Raw genomic sequence first — 17,212 nt, forward strand, 5'->3', positions numbered from 1 at the left:
GCGGCATCTCACCCCACTTCAGGCCCCGACGGCATCTGCTGACCGCCACTGAGTACCGCTTCGAGATGACCCTCCGCTTCACCCTCTGGGACCACATCACCGGCGCGGCCATCCAGCCTGCCGCGGCCTGACCCAAGACCCGAAACCCGACCAACCAGGCACACCCCCAGACGACCACACCCCCGACAACGTGACAGCGCCATCGGCGTCGTAGAGAGCGGGTTGGTGGTGCGGTTCGGCCCCAGATCCAGGGACGGGCACGGGAGTTGAGCTGGTTTGTTGCGAGGGCCGTGGCCTGGGCGATGTCGTCCGGGTTGGCGAAGGACCGACCGGCGAGTGCGGCTTTGCGGAAGATGCGCCACCAGCCTTCCTGCAGATTGAGCCAGCACGCACCGACTGGGATGAAAGCGTGGTGGATGCGGGGATGGTCCTCGAGCCAGGTCCGGGTGGACAGGCTGTTGTGACTGGACAGGTTGTCGGTGACGATCCAGATTTCCCCAGTCGGGTTGGCGTCCTCGACCTGTTGCAGAAATTGCTGGTAGAAGACGCTGTTGCGGGAGGAAGCGGTCATGGTGATGTGCTGGCCGTCCCGGACGCGTAAGGCTCCGTAGACCCAGGTCTTCTCTGGTCCGCGGCTGTAGTCGAGCTCCGCTTTGATTCGGTGTCCGTCGGGTGACCAGGCGGGTGCGGGCGGAAAGGTCCGCGGGATCACCGGCCCCAGCTCGTCGGCGCAGATCACCGTCGCGTCGTGGGGCGGCTGGGTGTAGAGACCGATGATCCTTGTCCTTTTGGGACGAAGTCCGGGTCCTTCGACCGCATCCAGGATCGGGTACGGCGCCAGCGCACACCCGCGGCGAGCAGGATGCGGCGCACCTGCGAACGGCTCACCTCGATCCCCTCGGCCCGCGCCTGCGCGGCAAGGGAATCCAGCGTCCACTCGGCCGGCCCCGACTCGTCAAAGGCCCACAGTTCCCCGACAGGCTCCCACCGCAGTCGTCCCGGCGGCACGGTCTTGACCAGGGAAATGATCCGGGATCGTTCCTGCTCCGTGATCCGCCGCTTGTGCCCCTGCCCGCCCAGGTCGTCCAGTCCCTGCAGGCCCAGACGGTTGAAGCGGTGCAGCCAGCAGCGGACCGTCTTCTGGCTGCAGTCCAGCTCCACCGCAATCGCCGGCACCCGCTGTCCCGACCAGCTCAGCTCGATCATCCGAGCCCGCATCACCGCATCCCGCGGCGCCTTCCGCGCCCGCGCCAGGCGACGGACGACGGCCCCTTCGTCCTCGTCACGCTCCGGTCGTGCCCATAAAACCATTGCCCAGCACCCGCCCCCGAGCACCCTCAACTACCCCGCCACCAGGACATATACCCAGCCAAAGCGGAATCCAGCACTAGGTCGTGTCCGGCGGATCATGTGACCGTTCCAGCTTCGGCTCGTTGGCATGTCCATGGGGCGGGGAGATCTCACGAACGACGAATGGGCTCGGCTGAGGCCGCGTCTGCCGAAGTCCGGCAAGCGAGGCGGTCGTTGGGCGAGCCATCGCAGGATCATCAACGGGATCCTGTACCGGAACCGCACCGGAGTGCCCTGGCGGGATCTGCCTGCGCGTTGCGGGAAGTGGAAGACCGTGTACGAGATGGTCGGCGCGCCGGTGGAGGACACGATCTGCGCGATGCACCTCATTCTCGAAGGCATCCCCAGCCGCTTCCCGAGGCTGCGGATCGTGCACACTCCCACCTGGGCGGCGCGCTGCCGATGCTGCTGCCGCGCGCGGACGAACACATCCGCTGGGAGGCGCCCGACATCACCGAGATGCCGACGATCGCCGCGCGCCGCATGTACTACGACACCGTCGCGCACGGCCACGAGCCCGCCTTGCGCGCGGCGGCGGAATCGTACGGCGCCGACCGGCTGATCCTCGGCACGGATTTCCCGTACCAGACGGGCGACGGGCTGAAGCGGGCCGTGACCTTCATCGAGGAGACGCTGGCGCCGGAGGCGGCCGAGGCGGTCCTGACGGCGGGCGCCGAACTGCTTCCGCGGCGGAGCGGCCCGACGCACCCGCGATGACGGCAGCCCAACAGAGGACTTTGTGTTCACCGCCGCTGCATTGGAGCCGCGCCTGCTTCACGGCTGTCGACAAGCGGGCCCGGGCACGGCCGACGTGCGGGAACCGGCGCTCGACGGCAGTGCCTTCACGGGGCGGGGCGGCCCAGCGGAAGGAGGTACTGGACCGGCTCGTCGAGGTCGTCGAGGCCGAGGAGCTCGTGGGCCAGGTCGTCATGGAGGCCGCCGAGCGGGAGCGACGCCAGGCTGAACGCCGCCGTGGTGAGCAGCAGCGTCTGCGCGAGGTGGCCGGCCTCCAGCAGGCCGAGCCGCAGTGCTCGCAGGCCGTAGCGGCCGCGCAGGAGGCCGAGGTCGAGATGGACCGCGAACACCGCCGGGGCCTCGTCGATGCCCACCGCGTCCGGGTCCTCCGCAGGCCGGGAGAGGTAGGAGGACAGCGCCTTGAGTTCGGTGACGGTCGGTGCGGGGCCGATCGGAAGCAGCGTGCGGCGCTCCGGGAGGCAGTGGTACGTGCCCGTGTCGAGCCCCGCGACGTTCAGCGCCACCAGCCGGACGCGCACGCTGTAGAGGGCACCGGCGCTCGGGTACGGGCGGTGGCGTTGGGTGTGTACGGAGCCGTCGGCGAGCGGCCGTTGTGTCGCGTGGCTCTCGGCGTACGCGGACCACAGCACCCCGCCCAGGGTCTCCGCGTCCAGCGGCCCGTGCAGCGGTCCGCGGACGGAACTGCGCCTGCTCAGCGTCTCGGTGAGTGACAGATCCGGCAAGGGTGCTGCGGGCAGCGGGAGTTCGGCCGCCAGCTGGGCCGCGGAGGGGGCCGGTCGAGGCGGTAGGTCGCGCAGTGCGGTGTCTTCGGGCCGTCCGACCCGGAACTTGCTGCGTTCCAGGTACTGGTAGTCCGCCGCGCGGTGCCCGGCGGGGAAGAACCCCGGGTCGTCCTCGGTCTCCAGCAGGGTGCGGGCCGCCAGCCGGCAGACGGCCCGCTCCTCGTCGGGGGTCACACCGAGCCGGTTGAACAGCATGTGCAGCTGGGAGGCCCACACCCAGAGCACACGGTGGGCGGTCTGTTCCGTCGGCACGGCATCGCGCAACCGGTCGTCGAAAGCGCCGACCTGGCAAGCCCACCGGGCCAGCCAGGGCGCGGCGGTACCCGTGTCGAGGGCCGCGCGCAGGGACCGGGCGCGCCGGACCAAGCCCGGCCGCTGGAGGGCGAACACCGAGTTCACGCGGGAGTGGACGGCGGCGCCGGGCAGCGGATCCACCTCGGGGATCCAACGCCAGGAGGCGGCGTGCCGGCGCAGCCAGCCCGCGGCTTCCATTTCGTCGAGGCCGAGCGCGTGGGCGGTGGCGTGGGCCATGTCGAGGGCAAGCGGAAGCCGGGCGAACCGGTCTGGCGTGGCGCGCAGGGCCTCGACGGCCGCCCGGGTGGAGTGGGCGAACAGCTCCTCGGCGAAAGGCAGCGCGGCGGGGCCCCCGTACCGCTCTGTCTCGGGTGTGTAAGGCACCTCGCGCACCTCGCCGTGCCCGGACGGCCAGGGGCCCGTCAGCTCGGCGGGCCGGGAGGCCGCTGACTCCGCCAGGGTGGCGGGAAGCCCGGCCGCCGCACCGGCGGCCAGCGGGCCCCGGAAACGGATCCGCAGGTGTGGGCCGCCCTCGCCGTAGCGGATGAAGAACCAGGCGGCACGGGGGTCGGCGGTCAGGCGGTCCATCAGCGGGGCGAGGTCGTCGGTGACGAAGGCGTCCGTCTCCGCGCCGCCGGAGTGCAGCGTCAGGTGCAGGCTGTGCCAGGGGTGTCCGGGGTCTTCGGACGCGACCCCGGTGGCGGCAGTCGGGAAGGGGCGGGGGCGGGCGGTCGTCATCGCGTCCTCACGGGAAGGGGTGGGGGTCAAGGGACAGTTCCTCGCGCCGCGGCGGCCTGACGGTGCGACCCAACCGGTGGGGCGTTTCCAGCAGCCGCTCCAGTCCCGCGGTGCGGCGGTTGACGTGCCCGAAGGTCATCGGAAGCGTGCCAGGGACGATCACCTTGGCGCAGTGCAGCCCCAGCCGGTCCCGTACGCCGGCCTCGTCCTGCGCGACCGCGATCACCTCCAGTCCCTCGCCGGCCAGCCGCTCCACGGTCCGCTCCAGCACCAGGGTCAGGTCGGCCACCGGCTCGGGGGCCCCCGGCCACCGCTCGTACCACGGCACCTCCCTCGCGCCGGCGAGCAGGAAGTCCATCCGGGGCTGCGCCTGCGGCAGGGTGTTGAGGCCGACGTGGTCGTCGAGGTCCAGCACCAGCTCGGGGCGGTCCAGCATCGGCCGCAGCCGCTCCGGGTCCCGCGGACCGCCTGGCGCGGAACGGCGATCGGCTTCCTGAACGTTGGTGACCACCTCGGCCACCGCCGAGCGGATCGCCGCCTGGGGGTCGTGGTGGGCGCCGGCGGCCAGGAACGCGCGTGGTGCGTCGGGGTGCGTGCCCTCGTAGCGGCAGAGCGAGATCACCGCCGGGACGCCCAGGTCGTTGGTGGCGTCCAGCAGGGTCAGGCGGTAGCGCAGCAGCGCGGCGCGGTCGGCCAGGGCGGTGACCTCCGGGTCGTCGTCGGGGACGGCGATCCGGGGCAGCGGTGTCCGCGCGTACCAGGCCATCAGGAAGGCGTCGCGTTCGGCGACCTCGAACAGCCCGTACAGCGCAGCCTCTTGGGGGCTGTTGCCCAGCCCGCAGCCGTTCGAGGACTCGTACACCACCCGCGGCCGGTCCGGCCCCGGTACGTCCCAGTACGCCACGTGCTCGGGCACCACCAGCCCGCGGCGCTCGGTGAGCGACCAGCCGTACACCCAGTCGAGTGCGAGGTCGGGGGAGTACGGGACGGTCCGGCGGGCGGGGTGACCGTCGAACTCGGGATCCGGCAGGCCCAGCCGAACGGGGTCGAGTACGGCCGTTTCTCCTGCGGCGACGAGGTCGGTGTAGGAGGCGCGGAGCACGGTGCGGCGGCCGGTGGGCCGCATCCCGGCGAATCGCTCCACGCTCTCGAAGAGGGCGACGCGTTCGCTGGAGCGGAAATCGCCCGATCGGCCGTAACCGCCGTCGTCGAGGGAGCGGCCGTCCGTGACCCAGGCCGTGGTCAGAGCGAAGGCGGAGTTCTCGGTCCTGAAGAGGCGGCGCACCGGCCCGAACCGCTCGTCGTGCAGCTCGGCGCGCAAACGGGCTGGCGTGGTGCGAGCGTTGGGGCCGCGCAGCACCGACGGGTCGGGCAGCGGCCGGGGTGTGAGCGGCCACCGGCTCCCGGCGGGCGAGTCGTCCGGCAGCGGCCGGCAGACCGGGCAGCCGCCGACCGGCCGGATGCGATGGGTGGACCAGACGTACCGGTCGCCCTGGAGGATGTGGACGACGGCCCGGTCGTCGACCGGGACCGGGTCGTCGGCGTGGAGAGCGGTGGCGGCGGGGCCGGATGGGGGTGTGGCGTGGCGGTCGGCGGCGATCTGATCTGGTTCGAGCGGGTCGTTCGTCAGCAGGTCTGCCGCGAGTCGGAGCACCGCCTCGGCCAGCGGCGGGGTCCCCGTGCCGCCGAGCGCCAGCCGCGGGCTCTGCCACGGCACCCGGCCGCCCGCCGTGGCCAGCCGCTGATATTCCGCACAGCCGACGCAGGCCCGAGCCCCGGGGTGGAGTACGGGCCCGATCACGGTCAGCGCCCCGTCCTCACACACCGGCACGAACCTGACCGGATGGGCCAGGGCGTGCCGGCTGAGCCGCTCGGCCAGCGCGAGGTCCCACGCGGTCAGCCACACGACGGCGGCGCCCTCCACGGTCGCCAGCGCCGCACCCGGGTCGAGTACGGAGACGGAGACTTGGGATGGGGTGAGGACGGCGTACGGGTCGGCGGTGTACATCAGTGACCTCCCGGACCGTTCAAAACCGTGAATCCGGACGCGCGCAGGGCATCGGCGAGCAAGGGGTGGCCGGTGCCCCGCCAGGGCGTGGGCCGCGCTCCGGTCAACCGGCGCAGGGCGGCGCGAAGGGCTGGTTCCCGGTCGGCCATACCGGCCAGCCAGACGTCGGTCCAGCCCTCGTCCGCCCAGTCGGCGGGCTCTACGCCTGCCACAGCGAGCGCAGCCACGGCGCCGCTGAGCGCGGTGTGCTGCGCCCCGTACGGCACGTGCTCCGCCGCCATCGCACGCGTGACCGCGTCGAGAGCGGCGAGAGCCACGGCGTCGGCCGCGGTCGCCTCGACGGCGTGGCTCACCATCACGGGGGCGGCGCCGCTTCCGGTCGGCGTCGACCGAACCCGGACGACGGCCGAGTAGGCTTCCTCAAAGTTGAGTTGACGCACTGTCAGATCTGTTGGCCGGCCCATGCGTTCGGTCAGCACGGTCCACCAGTGGCGGGCCTGCGGGTGCGTGCACCAGATGTCGGCCTTAGTCTCGTCGGCACGGACGTCGGCCGTGACCGGTTCCGCCTGCGACGCGGTGGAGGGGGTTTGCAGGCCGAGGCGGTCCAGGACCGCACGGCGCAGTGCCCTGCCGTGGGCGTGGTCGGGGCTCGCTCCGACGATCGGGGCCGACCAGCCGTCGGCGAGGGTGAGTTCGGCGGCACGGCAGGCCGCTTCCAGCCGGGCCAGGTCAGCCCGCACCGCGCCGGCGACCAGGAGACCCTCCGGGGTCCGGCAGGATACGAGCGACGCGGGGAGCTGCGGGAGGTCCCCGGGGCGTGGTGCGGCGAGCACGCCGAGCCGTGGGTCACCCAGGGCGGCGACCCGGCGCAGGGCATCCCCGAGATCCGCGGCGGGCGGGGCATCCTTCGCCCGGCGGTCGCCCCGCGGGGCCGCCGCCCATGGGTGGTACGTCGCCTCCGGCGGCTCGGCCCGGGCGATCAGTACGGCCGCATGTCCGGCTTTGGCGGAGTCGAAGGCGTCCTCGTGCGCAGCAGGGTCGGGCAGGCCCATGACGGCCGCGAGCAGCCGCCCGGCCGCGGCACCGCCGAGCAGTGCGACATGCGGGGGGGACGATTTCCCGGCAATGGCATTGACAGAGGCGACGGCAGCCTCCTGCGATGGTGCGAGGGCATCGGCAGGCGCTGTGGTGGGGCGGCCCGTCGCCCATGGTGGTGTGCCGGTGCCGAGACGGGTGGCGAGGGCGTCGGCGTCGGCGCGGGCCTGGTTCGGGGGGCCGGGTTCGGTGACGAAGCCGCCGTCGGCGTCGCAGGCCACCGCGAGCGCCATGGCCCCGGACGGTGTGTCGGCCGTCACCACTGCCCGGCCGGCGGGCAGCCCGCCGTCGGTGGTGACCCGCGCGTCCGCCCCCGCACTGCAGAGCGCCCGAACGAGGCTCAAGGCCAGAGGGCCCTCGGGTTCCGGTGTGGCGACGACCGGTCGTGCGGTCCGGATCGCTTCGACCGCCTTGGCCGGATGAGCCGCCGACGAACCCGGCCAGGGCGGGAGTTCGACGCCGTTCGGGTGCTCGACCAGCAGATCGTGCTCGCGCAGCAGGCCCGTGAGCGTGGCGAGCGCGGCTTCCACCCGGGGCTCGGCTCGATCGCTCGCGGTGGCCGCTGCCTCAGTGGAAGCCGCGTTCGCCAAGGCTCCGGCCTGCGTGTCGCCATCCGCCCCCGCCTCGGTATCGCCCGGTGGGTCGCCGTCGTCCCGCACCGCGCGGTCCGGAGCGAGCCGGTCTGCGAGCAGCTGCCACAGGGCGGGCAGCGCGCGGTTGCCCTCCAGGGTGACGCCGACGCCACGGCCGCGCAGGTGCAGCCCCGTCAGCAGCGGGGTGACGACAACGCCGGGCCGCAGCCGAAGGCGCGGTTCCAGCGGCGGAACGGGATTTCCGGGCGCCGACGCAACGTGGACGTCGGGCGCCGACGCGACGAGGGCTTCGGGGACCGGCGGTGCGAGCTCCCCACCCGGAGCGGGGCCCCGGGACTCCAGTGCGCTTCCGGCTGCTGCGGCGGCGGGGGCGGTGGTCATGACGAACCCTCCACCGCCGCGATCACCTCGTCGATACGGCCCTGCCAGGAATGCCCGGTGAGCTCCGGCACCGTGCGCACGACCAGGTGCGCGGCGAGGTACCGCTCCACCGGCCGCACGTCGCAGATCGCGAACAGCCGGTAGAGCGCATTCGTGCAGGCCCGGTAGATCAGGTAGTCGGGTCGACTCCACATCGCTCCCCGCGGGTCCGAGCGGCGCAGCCGCCGGTGGAACTCGCTGTAGCGGGTGCGTAGGTCCTGGTTCCAGCGGTCGGCCACCGCCTCGTCGCCGAGCATCGCCGCTCGGTTCCGGTACTCCAGGGGGTCGCCCGCGAAGTCCACGCCCGCCGCGAACCGTTCCGCGGTGACACGCCACGCCTGCGCGGACCAGTCGGCCCAGGCGCGTTCCCAGCCGGTTGCCCCGTCGTCCGCGATCCGCCTGACCAGCGCGGTGACGGCCGGTCCGGTGGCCTCCCATCGGCGCTCGAAGGCCGCCCGCAGCCGATCGCCCGAGTCCTCGTAGAGCAGGAAGTCCTCGAGGTGCGAGACGAACGAGTAGTGGCCCCCGATCAGCCCCTCCGGGTGCGCCGCGGCGTGCGCGGCCAGCGCCGCGACCGCCAGTTGCACGCGGGCGGCCGGTGCGTCCCCGTGCCCGCCCAGGAACGCACACCCGGTACCGAGCGCCGACAGGCCCAGCGTCAGCAGGTCGTCGCGGAGCCGCACACCGTCCGGCCCGATCAGGGTGCGCAAGGACGTCCGGTCCACCTGCTCGACCCGGACGGTGCCGTCCGGTACGAGCGGGCCGTACGGCGGGGCGATCAGCTCGGCGCGGCCCGCCACCGCAGCCCGGGCTAGGAGTTCCTCCTCGGTGATGCGGGTGGCCGAGGGGTGGTCGGCGGCCCAGGTCCGCAGGGCGGCCGCGGTGTACTCTGCCGCGGCGGCCAACGGGTTGGGTGCGCCGTGCAGCCGGAGCCGTACATGCGGGCCGTGCAGCCAGTGGCGTTCGACGTGCGCGGTCAGGCCGTCGGCGGCGGCCCGGCGGGCCAACGGCAACACCGCTTCGCGCAGCAGCGGTGCCTTGTCCGGGCGGTAGTCGTACAGGACGACGTCGAGGGTCCCGGCGGAGCCGGGCTCGGCGGGGCTCGGCGAGACCGGGGCGGGTGCAGGGCCGGCCGGGGCTTTCATCGGGTGCCTCCTCGGCGGAGTGCGGGCGGGGCCGAGGTCCGGTGCACGGCGCGGCAGGCCGAACGGTGGCGTGCCGGGCGATAGGTCTCGACGACGGACTCGACCGCACGGGCGGGCCGGTCCCGGCCGCCGAAGGCGGGCAGGGCCTCCTCCAGGACGACGCCCTGGGGATGGCGTGACAGCCAAGTGCGCAGGCAGCGCAGGTGCAGGGCGTTGCCGAGGTCGAGCGGCTGCGGCTTGGGCGCGCGCAGCCGTGCGACGAAGTCGTCGACGGCGCGCCCGGCCGTGGGCAGCGGAGCCGGGTGCAGGAAGAGTTGGTCCGGCAGGTCGAGCAGAGCCCGCCAACGGGCCACCGTGGCGGCCGGAATCTCCCGCTCCTCTGCGGCGAGGTCGGCGCGCAGCGCGTCGAGCACACCCGGGCCGAGGTGCCATCGGCGCCGGGCCAGCACCAGGTGACGGTGGCGCAGTCGCGGCGTATAGACTGCCTGACCGCCCGGCGCCGCCATGGCGTGATGGGGCAGCAGCGGGCGGAAGTCCACCACTCCTGCGGGATGATCGGAGAGGAACGGTCCGAGCCGCCCCGGCAGCATGATCGGGGCGAGAAAGCCCAGGTAGAGAACGTCCAGCGGGTCGCCGGTCTTTCGTACGCGAAAGCGCAGTCGGTCCGTGGCCCGGTCGTGAACGAGGTCGAGGTCGGCCTCGGTGAGGGCCGCCCGGTCGCGGTCGGGTCCGATCTCTTCGAGGAGCAGCAGCGGGTGGAGGTTGGCGTTGAACCCGCCCACCGGCCGGATCTGGGCCGCCCGCGCACTCGTGCCAAGGCCGCGCCGGACGCGCTCGCGGACCGCCGCCGCGGCGCTCGCGGGCAGTGCGTCGAGGAAACGGCTGGTGAACCTGCCCCAACCGCCGTAGACGTGGTTGACGCACAACAGCCCGTCGCGGGGCACGCGTTGGACGAAGTGGGAGTAGCTGAGCGGCCGTGCGGCCGTCCAGTCGGGCAGACGGGCGGCGAGGGTGCGGACGGGACCGGCCGCCAGGATGATCTCGGAGGCCATGCCCCCTGCCTGTACTGCCGCCGGCCGGGCCAGTGCAACGAATTCCTCCCGCAGCCGGGTGAGTTCGAGCATCCCGGTCGGTAGTTCGGGGACATCGGCCGACTGGCCCATGAGGCGGCCGGCTGCTGCCCAGGCGGCGGCGGTGTCGGTGCCGAAGTCCCATGGGTCGCGGCAGGTGCCGCCCTCCCCGTAGCGGGCTACGAAGCTGTCCCGGGCGACCCGGCTCATTATGTGACCCAGATCGAACAACTCGGCCAGGGCGGTCAGTTCGGCGAGCGCGGCATGGTCGGTGAGGGTTAGCGGCTCGTACCCGGTGTGCCAGTCCTCGTCCATGCCCGGCGGTACGAGTGGGCGGCGCGGAGACACGGGGGCGGGTGCGACGACATCCTCGGTGAGGACCGTCAGAGGGGCGGCCTCCGGCGGGACGGCTCGGGCGGTGTCAGCGAGCAGTTCGCGCCAGCGGCTGGCCAGGTCGGCGAGCAGGGCGGGACGTTCGGCGGCGGGAGTGTCCGCGAACTTCTGCGTGTCATGGGCGAGTCGGGTGATCCGGCGCGCCAGGGCGGCGTCAGCGGGCCACTGGCGCAGCCAGTCGGCGAGCGCCAGGAGGGGGGCGGGGTGCTGCGGGTCGACGGGATCCACAGGCACGAGCAGCCCCGAGTCCGCGAGTCGGTCCACGAAACCCGCGACAGAGGGGTCGTCCGGCGTGCGGCCCAGCTCGGCGGCGAGCCTGACCCTCAGCGTGCCGAGGTCGAGCGGGCGGTCGGCGAGGACGGCTGCCAGCACGTCCAGCGCCGGGCGGGCGGCCACCTCGACCTCGTCCTCGCGGGTGACCATGTACCGGCCACCGGCGAACAGCGGTTCCGCCCGGGCGAATCGGGCCCGTCCGTCGGCCACCCGTGCGGTGCTCGTCATGTGGTGCCGGAGGGCGCGGCGACGGCGCGGCTCGTCGAGCAGGGCCGCGGTGAGCGCGGTGAACAGGGCGCGGCTCGCCGTAACGACGGAGGTCAGCGGGGCGGCGGACACGGTCCGGGGCGCAGGCGCGAGGGTGGCTGCGGCGCCCCTTTGACCGGCCCGCTCGTCGGCCCACCCGACAGCGGTGAACCACGACAGCGGACTGGTCTTCGCGCTGGCCCGCAGGGCGTGGCGCAGGACCGAGGCCTCCTCCTTGCGTGCCCGCCGCCCGGTCTCGCCGCGCCCGGCCCGGTCAACTGCCCGCAGCAGGTCAGCACTGGTCAGGGCGATGGCCCGGGCGAAGACAGGTGAGCGGCAGAGGCCGGCCAGCGCGGCCCGCTCAGCGGTCAGGGCGTGCGGGACGGCGGCCGTCAACTCGTCGAGCAGCCCGGCGCGCAGCTCGTGCAGGGCAAGCCAGTCGGCGAGCCGCGGTACCCGGTCGGGCAGGGTGCCGAGCCGGCCGAGGAGGGCGGGGCGGGGCTCGCGGCCGTTGTGCAGAGCGCGGCGGAGCGGGAGAACCACCGTGCGGTGGAAAGCCTCGTCATGCCCGGCGCGCGCGGTGAAGAGGTCGTCGGACAGGGCGGCCCGCAGCGTGGCGTCCTCGGCGGCCAGGGCGGTGAGCCGGGCGAGCAGGGCCCGTACACCGGCCGCCGGAGAGGACTCGGCGGGGTAGGGGAGCACGGTCGCACGAACGAGGGCGTACGGCGCGGTCCGGTCGTGCGGGTCCGCCGGTTCGAGCGGGTCGACGTGGTCGGGCGGCGGCACGCGCACCGGGGCTGCCGGCGAGGCGGGGTACGACATGAGGGGGGCTCCCGGCGTACGGCTCGGAGGGCGGGCGGAATCGGCGCAGCAGGAGGGATTGCGCGTAACGCATCAGTGGACCAGGCGGCACCCGGTGGCCCGCATCAGGATCGCGGGTGGGCTAGGACCGTGCGGTCGGCCGGTTCGTCCGGTCCTGTCCGGCCGACCGCGCAGGGCCGTGGTTTGCCGGCCTCATGGGACGTGAGGTCGAGGGCCCGCTAGTAGGGCAGGTCGGGCAGTCTGGGCTGGGCGTACGAGGAGGAGCCGCACGAACACGAGCTGGCTCCGCCGGAGGCGCCCATCTCAGGCAGCACGACAGTGTCCCGCAGGGCGGTGACGGTCAGCACGCCGAGGTCCAGGTCTTCCAGCACGAGAAGGTCCTCCTGGGGGCCGGGCATGCGAGCCTTTCAGGTCGGGGACGGTGTCCGGGGCGGAATCGCAGTCAGTGGAGGATGGGCGTGACGATGATCTGCGGCGGCACCACGACCTCCGGCGGTGCACACGACGACGAGCCCTGGCATGAGCAGCCGCCCCACGAGGCGCCGCCCTCGGGCAGCGCGGCGGTGTCGCGCAGCGAGGTCACGGTAAGGTCGGTGAGGTCCAGGTCCGCGTCCAGGTCGAGGTCCTGGAGCTCCAAGGCGTCCTGCTGGTTCGAGGCATGGGACATGACGAACTCCCTTCGGATGAAGGCGGAGAGGGAAACGCGCCGACGGATCGGCGGCGCGAGAAATACCAAGACACGGGCATGCAAACAGATTCCGCTCGAAGCCGGATGGAGCGTCCGGACGGCTCAGTTCTTCCGGTGGGCGATGCCGTGCTCGTCCCGGACGCGGCGACGAGGGGTCTTGCGCCGATCCGCAATCCGGTATGCCGCTGTGCCCGCAGGCACTCCGCGGTGAGGCTGGCCTGCCCTCCCGCCAGCGCACCCCCTTCTCGTCACGGTGGTACTGCTGAACCCAGGAGACCCGCAGGACCTGGACCCCCTCGATCGCCGGATCGAAGGGCTACCGCGAGGCGAAGCGGCAGACCGCGAAGCTTCACCACAAGGTGGCTGCACAGCGCCTAAACACCGGACGTAAGTGGGGGGCCGTCGTCCGTGACCATGACGTCCTGGCGGTCGAGGACTTCCGGCCGAAGTTCCTCGCGAAGACGACCATGGCCCGCAAGGCCGCGGACGGCACTGTCAGGTTGAGTAGGAGCTCTCTCCAGTGGATGATCCTCCGTCTGGTCGGATTCCTGGAGGGGCTGCTTGTCGTACCGGGGGTTCCGCTTCCCGCCGGAGGTCATCTCTCACTGCGTGTGGCTGTACCACCGGTTCAACCTGAGTCTGCGTGATGTCGAGGAGCTGATGCTCGAGCGCGGTATCGAGGTGAGCTACGAGACGGTCCACCAGTGGACGCGCCGATTCGGCCCCGCCTACGCGAACGCGCTGCGCCGACGCCGCCCGCCGCCTGGGGACAAGTGGCACATAGACGAGGTCTTCGTGAGGATCCAGGGGCCTTGACCCGGAATCTTGGACACGGGCATTGACCCTGAATTCTGGACACGAGCCATGCGGCATCGGCCACCTTTGGGCCACGCCTTGACCTGAGGTTGGACACTGGTCGGGTGGCCCGAGGGAGTCTCACCCCGGGCTCCTACAGAACGGAGCGTGACAGTCTCCCGTCACTCCGCTCTTGTCACTCTGATCACCAGAAACACGGTGTCCATGCCCAGTGGGTGAAGAGCCTGGGTTGGTACCAGCGGGCGGCCATGTTGACGTCGCCGCTGGTGGGGTCGGTGTAACCGGACTGGTAGCCGACAGCCGGGGTGGTGCCGTTGCTGGCGGTCTCCTTGCCGAACGGGTCGTAGGCCCTCGATGCGCTGAGCTGCTTGTCGTCGGGCGTCAAACTGGCGACCAGATCCGTGTGCGGGTCGGTGACAGCCTGCTGTCGCCGGTGGCGACGGAGAGCAGAGCGCCTTCGGGTGTCCGGTTGTACCCGCTGGTACCGTCGCCGGCGAGGTTGTTGGAGCCTCCGTCGTAGGTGAAGGGGGCCGTGCCGCGGGTCTCCACACGGTCCAGGGAGTCGTAGGCGTAGCTCGTGGCACCGTCTGCGGTCTTACGTTCGAAGGCGTCGAAGGTGAGGATGCGGGTGGGGGTGCCGACCGTGGTGATTGAGGCCAGTATGCCGCGGGCGGGTCGGCGGCGTCCGGGTGGGCTGGGGTGGATGGTTCGATCGTGGACTCGGGCAGGCCCCAGCTGTTGAAGGTGTAGACAGTGGTGTCGCCCCGGCCGTCGGTCAGGCCTCACCGCCGCGGAGAAGGCCCTGGACACTCCGTCATACGCCCCTGCGCCCGCCTGGTGTTCGTTGGATATCGCACGCCGATCTCGCGGCGGACGGCGGGCGCTGCCTCGCGGATCTCGGCCAGCGGCGCCAAGCCCACCAGATGATGGACGAGGGCATCGCCCTGTTGCCCGCCACCCGCTCCAAGACCCAATCCGTGTTCCTGACCTACCAGGCCGAGACCTACCTCCGGGACGGCGAACCGGAGATGGCCGCGGCGACCGCAACCCGGCCCCTGGAACTGGCCCAGCCGGATCGGGGCACCCCGATGCGTGACGATGGTGTGCGACCTCGAACCAGAGCTGTCCCGATACGCACACACAGCCGGCGTCGGCGAACTCCTCGAACGGCTCCGAGCCGTCGGCTGAAACTCCAGCGCCGACCAACTGCGATGGACCGTACGTCTGACCGCCGCACTCATCGACGAAGACGAGTCCGAGCAGGCCGCCGCGGCTGCCGACAATCAGGGAGAGGCTCCTTCGGTCTGCAAGCCGCTTGTGTGACACTGCCATATGGTCGAACACGAGGTGACGCGGCCCTTGCAGGTCGTCAGGCCCAATTGACAGCGCCGGACCGGGAACCAATGTCAGTCCAAAGTGCAGCCGACGATACGGCTCCGATCAGCTTCACCGTGCGCGACCGGACTGCGATCGCGGGCGTCGGTGTCGCAATGATAGTCGTCGAGCTGAACTGGTTTGCTCTCAATCTCGTACTCCCAACAGTGGCACGGGACTTCCGCACAGCGTCGACCGACCTGCAGTGGCTGGTGAGCGGCTACATGCTGGCGCTCGGCTCGATGATGATTGTCGGGGGCCGCAGGGCCGACCTGAGGGGACGTCGCCGAAGCCTCGTACTCGGGCTCATCGGTTTCGCTGCGGCCTCGGTGTTCTGCGCCGCGTCGCAGAACACGCTCTGGCTCGTGCTCGGACGGCTGGCACAGGGCGCGGCGGCCGCACTGGTGTTCCCCGTGGGGGTCGCACTGGTCGCCTCCCAATTCCGCGACGGCCGTCAGAGCCGAGCTGTCGGGTACGTGCTCGGCTACTCGGCCGCAGGTACAGCCCTGGGTCCGTTCGTCGGGGCGCTCCTCACGCAAGCCACGTCCTGGCGAGGGGTATTCCTGCTCGACGTTGCCCTCTGCATGGTCGCGGTGGCCCTGCTGTTGCGCTTCACGTCCGAGAGTCGGGATGAAGCCGCCGTCCGGGAGCTCGATTCTCGAGGTGCGGTGATCATCGCAATTGGTCTGGCCGCGATCATGCTCGGCGTCGACCATGGCGCAGACCAGGGCTGGTTCTCGCCCGTCACCGTGGCTGGCGTGCTCGGCGGCCTTGGCCTACTCGGCGTGTTCGTCGAACAGGAGCGACACAGCAAGCACCCGCTGATCGACCCCACGCTCTTGCGTAATCCTCCGTTCGTCGTGGCGACCAGTGCGGGCGCACTGTCCGGCGTGGTCTACTGCGTGACCGCGGTGCTCTGCGCGCTCTACTTGCAACAAGCCCGCGACATGACACCACTGGGAGCCGGTGCGGTCTTTCTCGCACTGCCGACCGCGTACGGCGTCGCGAGTTACGCGTCAGGACCGCTCTCTGAGCGGTGCCGCCCGGAGCCGCTAATGATCGTGGGCATGCTTTTCACCGGCGGAGGACTGATGGTACTCAGCCACGTCGTCTCGATCGGCTGGTACGCGGCAGTACTCGCCCTGTGCGGACTCGGGACCGGCCTGGTCTGGGCCTTGACCAACTCCGCCACACAGTCGTACGCCCCTGCCGCTCGCAGCGGCGCCGCCTCCGGGCTGGTTCTCACCGTCATCGTCCTGCTCGGCGCGGTGGGGGTGTCGTTGTCCGCCACAGCCCTGGAACTCGTCAGCGGCTCGACGACGCACGCGGCTGCCGACGCACGCGCCATCGAGACGGTACTGCGCGGCACCTCTGCACTGGCTTTCGCCGGCGCCCTCGGCCTACTGCTGGTCCGCCGCCGGTGGGGTCGCAGAGACGAGACCGCCGGCAGACGAGCAGCGCCGTAGACACTCAGTTCAGACGTGACACCGGACGAAAACACCCTCACGTCGACCAGATAGCCCTTGGCTTCCGTCACCGCAGGTGGGGATCACAGGTAGTCGAAGAAGCGGATCCACCACGTCGGGGGGTGTTCGGGCGGGTAGTAGGAGACGAGGTCGCTGACCCCGTCGTATCTCGTCCAGAGCAGGTGCTCTGAGATGACGGTGTAGCCGAGGGCCTCGAGTTCTTCCCCGACGCGGAGTCGGTCGGTGGCGTGAAAGAGCTCACTCTCCTCTTCCTCGTTGTAGCTGCCGGGGTTGCCCAAGGTCACGACCGCCAGGTTCCCGAAGTTGCTGACGGTCACCGTGATGCGTTCTGCGCCGTCCCCGGCGATTGCTGGGATCACGACTGTCCCATGGTGGCTGGCGTCCTAGACCTGGCGGTCGACGGTGCAGGTGCACTGAAACCGCGCGTCCAAACGGGCTGCGAGCTGTTCAAACCGGGCTCGCGTGGCGCCAGGGTCGTAGCCCCGGGGAAATTCCATGTACTGCGGGTCATCGAGTTGCCGGAGCAGAGCCCAAGTGCTCTGGTCATCGAGGGGCATATACGTCTTCTCCTTGGAAGTGGCGGGCGCGTTGGGGTGGCCCGGCGGACTCCAGCGTGGGCACCGGCCAGAACTGCGTGGCATGCCGCCGACGTCGCGGCGCCCAAGAATGCCTGTGCCAAGAGCCACACCCCGGTGCGGCCACCTCTGGAGAAGGGGGCCGCACCGGGCGCGACAGTTGCTCCGGGGTTACCGCGGAGTTCACATGAGTGAACCCCTTTCATCCTGTGCTGTGGGGATGAAAGGGGCTGGTCAGGTGTGGTGACGTGGCGAAGCCCCTCGTCGTTGGTGTGGTGATCTCACTC

13 protein-coding genes and 5 pseudogenes are annotated in these 17,212 nt (G+C 71.6%); 6 read left to right on the forward strand and 12 right to left on the reverse strand.

What is annotated here, in order from left to right; translation table 11 throughout:
- Nucleotides 1-131, forward strand: a pseudogene (locus ACIPK3_RS33610) (IS6 family transposase); the annotation flags it as partial.
- Nucleotides 132-325: 194 nt separating this feature from the next.
- On the opposite strand, the pseudogene ACIPK3_RS33615 reads toward ACIPK3_RS33610, so the two are convergent.
- Together ACIPK3_RS33615 and ACIPK3_RS33620 are read right to left on the reverse strand one after the other, a co-directional pair.
- Nucleotides 326-739 (reverse strand): annotated as a pseudogene (locus ACIPK3_RS33615) (transposase); the annotation flags it as partial.
- Nucleotides 736-1,218 (reverse strand): helix-turn-helix domain-containing protein, encoded by a 483-nt coding sequence (locus tag ACIPK3_RS33620; protein WP_402575942.1) that lies wholly within the window; start codon nt 1,216-1,218, stop codon nt 736-738. The pseudogene ACIPK3_RS33615 and the gene ACIPK3_RS33620, both read right to left, overlap by 4 nt.
- Nucleotides 1,219-1,444: 226 nt before the next feature.
- On the opposite strand from ACIPK3_RS33620, the pseudogene ACIPK3_RS33625 reads away from it, so the two are divergent.
- A pseudogene (locus ACIPK3_RS33625) lies at nt 1,445-1,633 on the forward strand (transposase); the annotation flags it as partial.
- Between the two features lie 119 nt (nt 1,634-1,752).
- Complete coding sequence (locus ACIPK3_RS33630; RefSeq protein ID WP_402575965.1) at nt 1,753-2,067, forward strand: amidohydrolase family protein; 315 nt, start codon at nt 1,753-1,755, stop codon at nt 2,065-2,067.
- A 125-nt stretch (nt 2,068-2,192) separates the two neighbouring features.
- Here ACIPK3_RS33630 and ACIPK3_RS33635 read toward each other — a convergent pair whose 3' ends face one another.
- The 7 genes from ACIPK3_RS33635 to ACIPK3_RS33665 form a co-directional block, all read right to left on the reverse strand.
- Nucleotides 2,193-3,950, reverse strand: coding sequence for a thiopeptide-type bacteriocin biosynthesis protein (locus ACIPK3_RS33635; protein WP_402575944.1), 1,758 nt, complete (start codon nt 3,948-3,950; stop codon nt 2,193-2,195).
- A complete protein-coding gene (locus ACIPK3_RS33640; protein ID WP_402575946.1) occupies nt 3,928-5,928 on the reverse strand; it encodes a YcaO-like family protein in 2,001 nt (666 codons plus the stop codon). The genes ACIPK3_RS33635 and ACIPK3_RS33640 overlap by 23 nt, the downstream gene beginning before the upstream one ends.
- A complete protein-coding gene (locus ACIPK3_RS33645; RefSeq protein WP_402575948.1) occupies nt 5,928-7,997 on the reverse strand; it encodes a hypothetical protein in 2,070 nt (689 codons plus the stop codon). Before ACIPK3_RS33645 ends, ACIPK3_RS33640 begins: the two co-directional genes overlap by 1 nt.
- Complete coding sequence (locus ACIPK3_RS33650; RefSeq protein ID WP_402575950.1) at nt 7,994-9,181, reverse strand: lantibiotic dehydratase C-terminal domain-containing protein; 1,188 nt, start codon at nt 9,179-9,181, stop codon at nt 7,994-7,996. Before ACIPK3_RS33650 ends, ACIPK3_RS33645 begins: the two co-directional genes overlap by 4 nt.
- The gene (locus ACIPK3_RS33655) at nt 9,178-11,985 is read right to left on the reverse strand and encodes a lantibiotic dehydratase (RefSeq protein ID WP_402575952.1); all 2,808 of its coding nucleotides are present in this window, start codon (nt 11,983-11,985) and stop codon (nt 9,178-9,180) included. Before ACIPK3_RS33655 ends, ACIPK3_RS33650 begins: the two co-directional genes overlap by 4 nt.
- 218 nt (nt 11,986-12,203) lie before the next feature.
- Nucleotides 12,204-12,383, reverse strand: a complete 180-nt coding sequence (locus ACIPK3_RS33660) for a thiazolylpeptide-type bacteriocin (RefSeq protein ID WP_402575954.1) — start codon at nt 12,381-12,383, stop codon at nt 12,204-12,206.
- Between the two features lie 44 nt (nt 12,384-12,427).
- Nucleotides 12,428-12,652, reverse strand: a complete 225-nt coding sequence (locus ACIPK3_RS33665) for a thiazolylpeptide-type bacteriocin (protein WP_402575956.1) — start codon at nt 12,650-12,652, stop codon at nt 12,428-12,430.
- A gap of 323 nt (nt 12,653-12,975) precedes the next feature.
- Here ACIPK3_RS33665 and ACIPK3_RS33670 point away from each other — a divergent pair.
- A pseudogene (locus ACIPK3_RS33670) lies at nt 12,976-13,191 on the forward strand (RNA-guided endonuclease TnpB family protein); the annotation flags it as partial.
- A 43-nt stretch (nt 13,192-13,234) separates the two neighbouring features.
- Nucleotides 13,235-13,483: pseudogene (locus ACIPK3_RS33675) on the forward strand (transposase); the annotation flags it as partial.
- Nucleotides 13,484-13,673: 190 nt separating this feature from the next.
- On the opposite strand, the gene ACIPK3_RS33680 reads toward ACIPK3_RS33675, so the two are convergent.
- Entirely contained in the window at nt 13,674-13,874 is a 201-nt protein-coding gene (locus ACIPK3_RS33680; protein WP_402575958.1) for a hypothetical protein, read from the reverse strand.
- Nucleotides 13,871-14,038 (reverse strand): hypothetical protein, encoded by a 168-nt coding sequence (locus ACIPK3_RS33685; RefSeq protein WP_402575960.1) that lies wholly within the window; start codon nt 14,036-14,038, stop codon nt 13,871-13,873. The genes ACIPK3_RS33680 and ACIPK3_RS33685 overlap by 4 nt, the downstream gene beginning before the upstream one ends.
- Before the next feature lie 854 nt (nt 14,039-14,892).
- Here ACIPK3_RS33685 and ACIPK3_RS33690 point away from each other — a divergent pair.
- Nucleotides 14,893-16,329, forward strand: a complete 1,437-nt coding sequence (locus ACIPK3_RS33690) for an MFS transporter (RefSeq protein ID WP_402575962.1) — start codon at nt 14,893-14,895, stop codon at nt 16,327-16,329.
- Nucleotides 16,330-16,412: 83 nt separating this feature from the next.
- Here the strand turns inward: ACIPK3_RS33690 and ACIPK3_RS33695 are convergent, their stop codons facing one another.
- Entirely contained in the window at nt 16,413-16,709 is a 297-nt protein-coding gene (locus ACIPK3_RS33695) for a hypothetical protein (RefSeq protein WP_402575963.1), read from the reverse strand.
- Between the last annotated feature and the right edge of the window lie 503 nt (nt 16,710-17,212).

It is taken from the genome of Streptomyces sp. NPDC086787 (assembly GCF_044745865.1).
GTDB lineage: Bacteria > Actinomycetota > Actinomycetes > Streptomycetales > Streptomycetaceae > Streptomyces.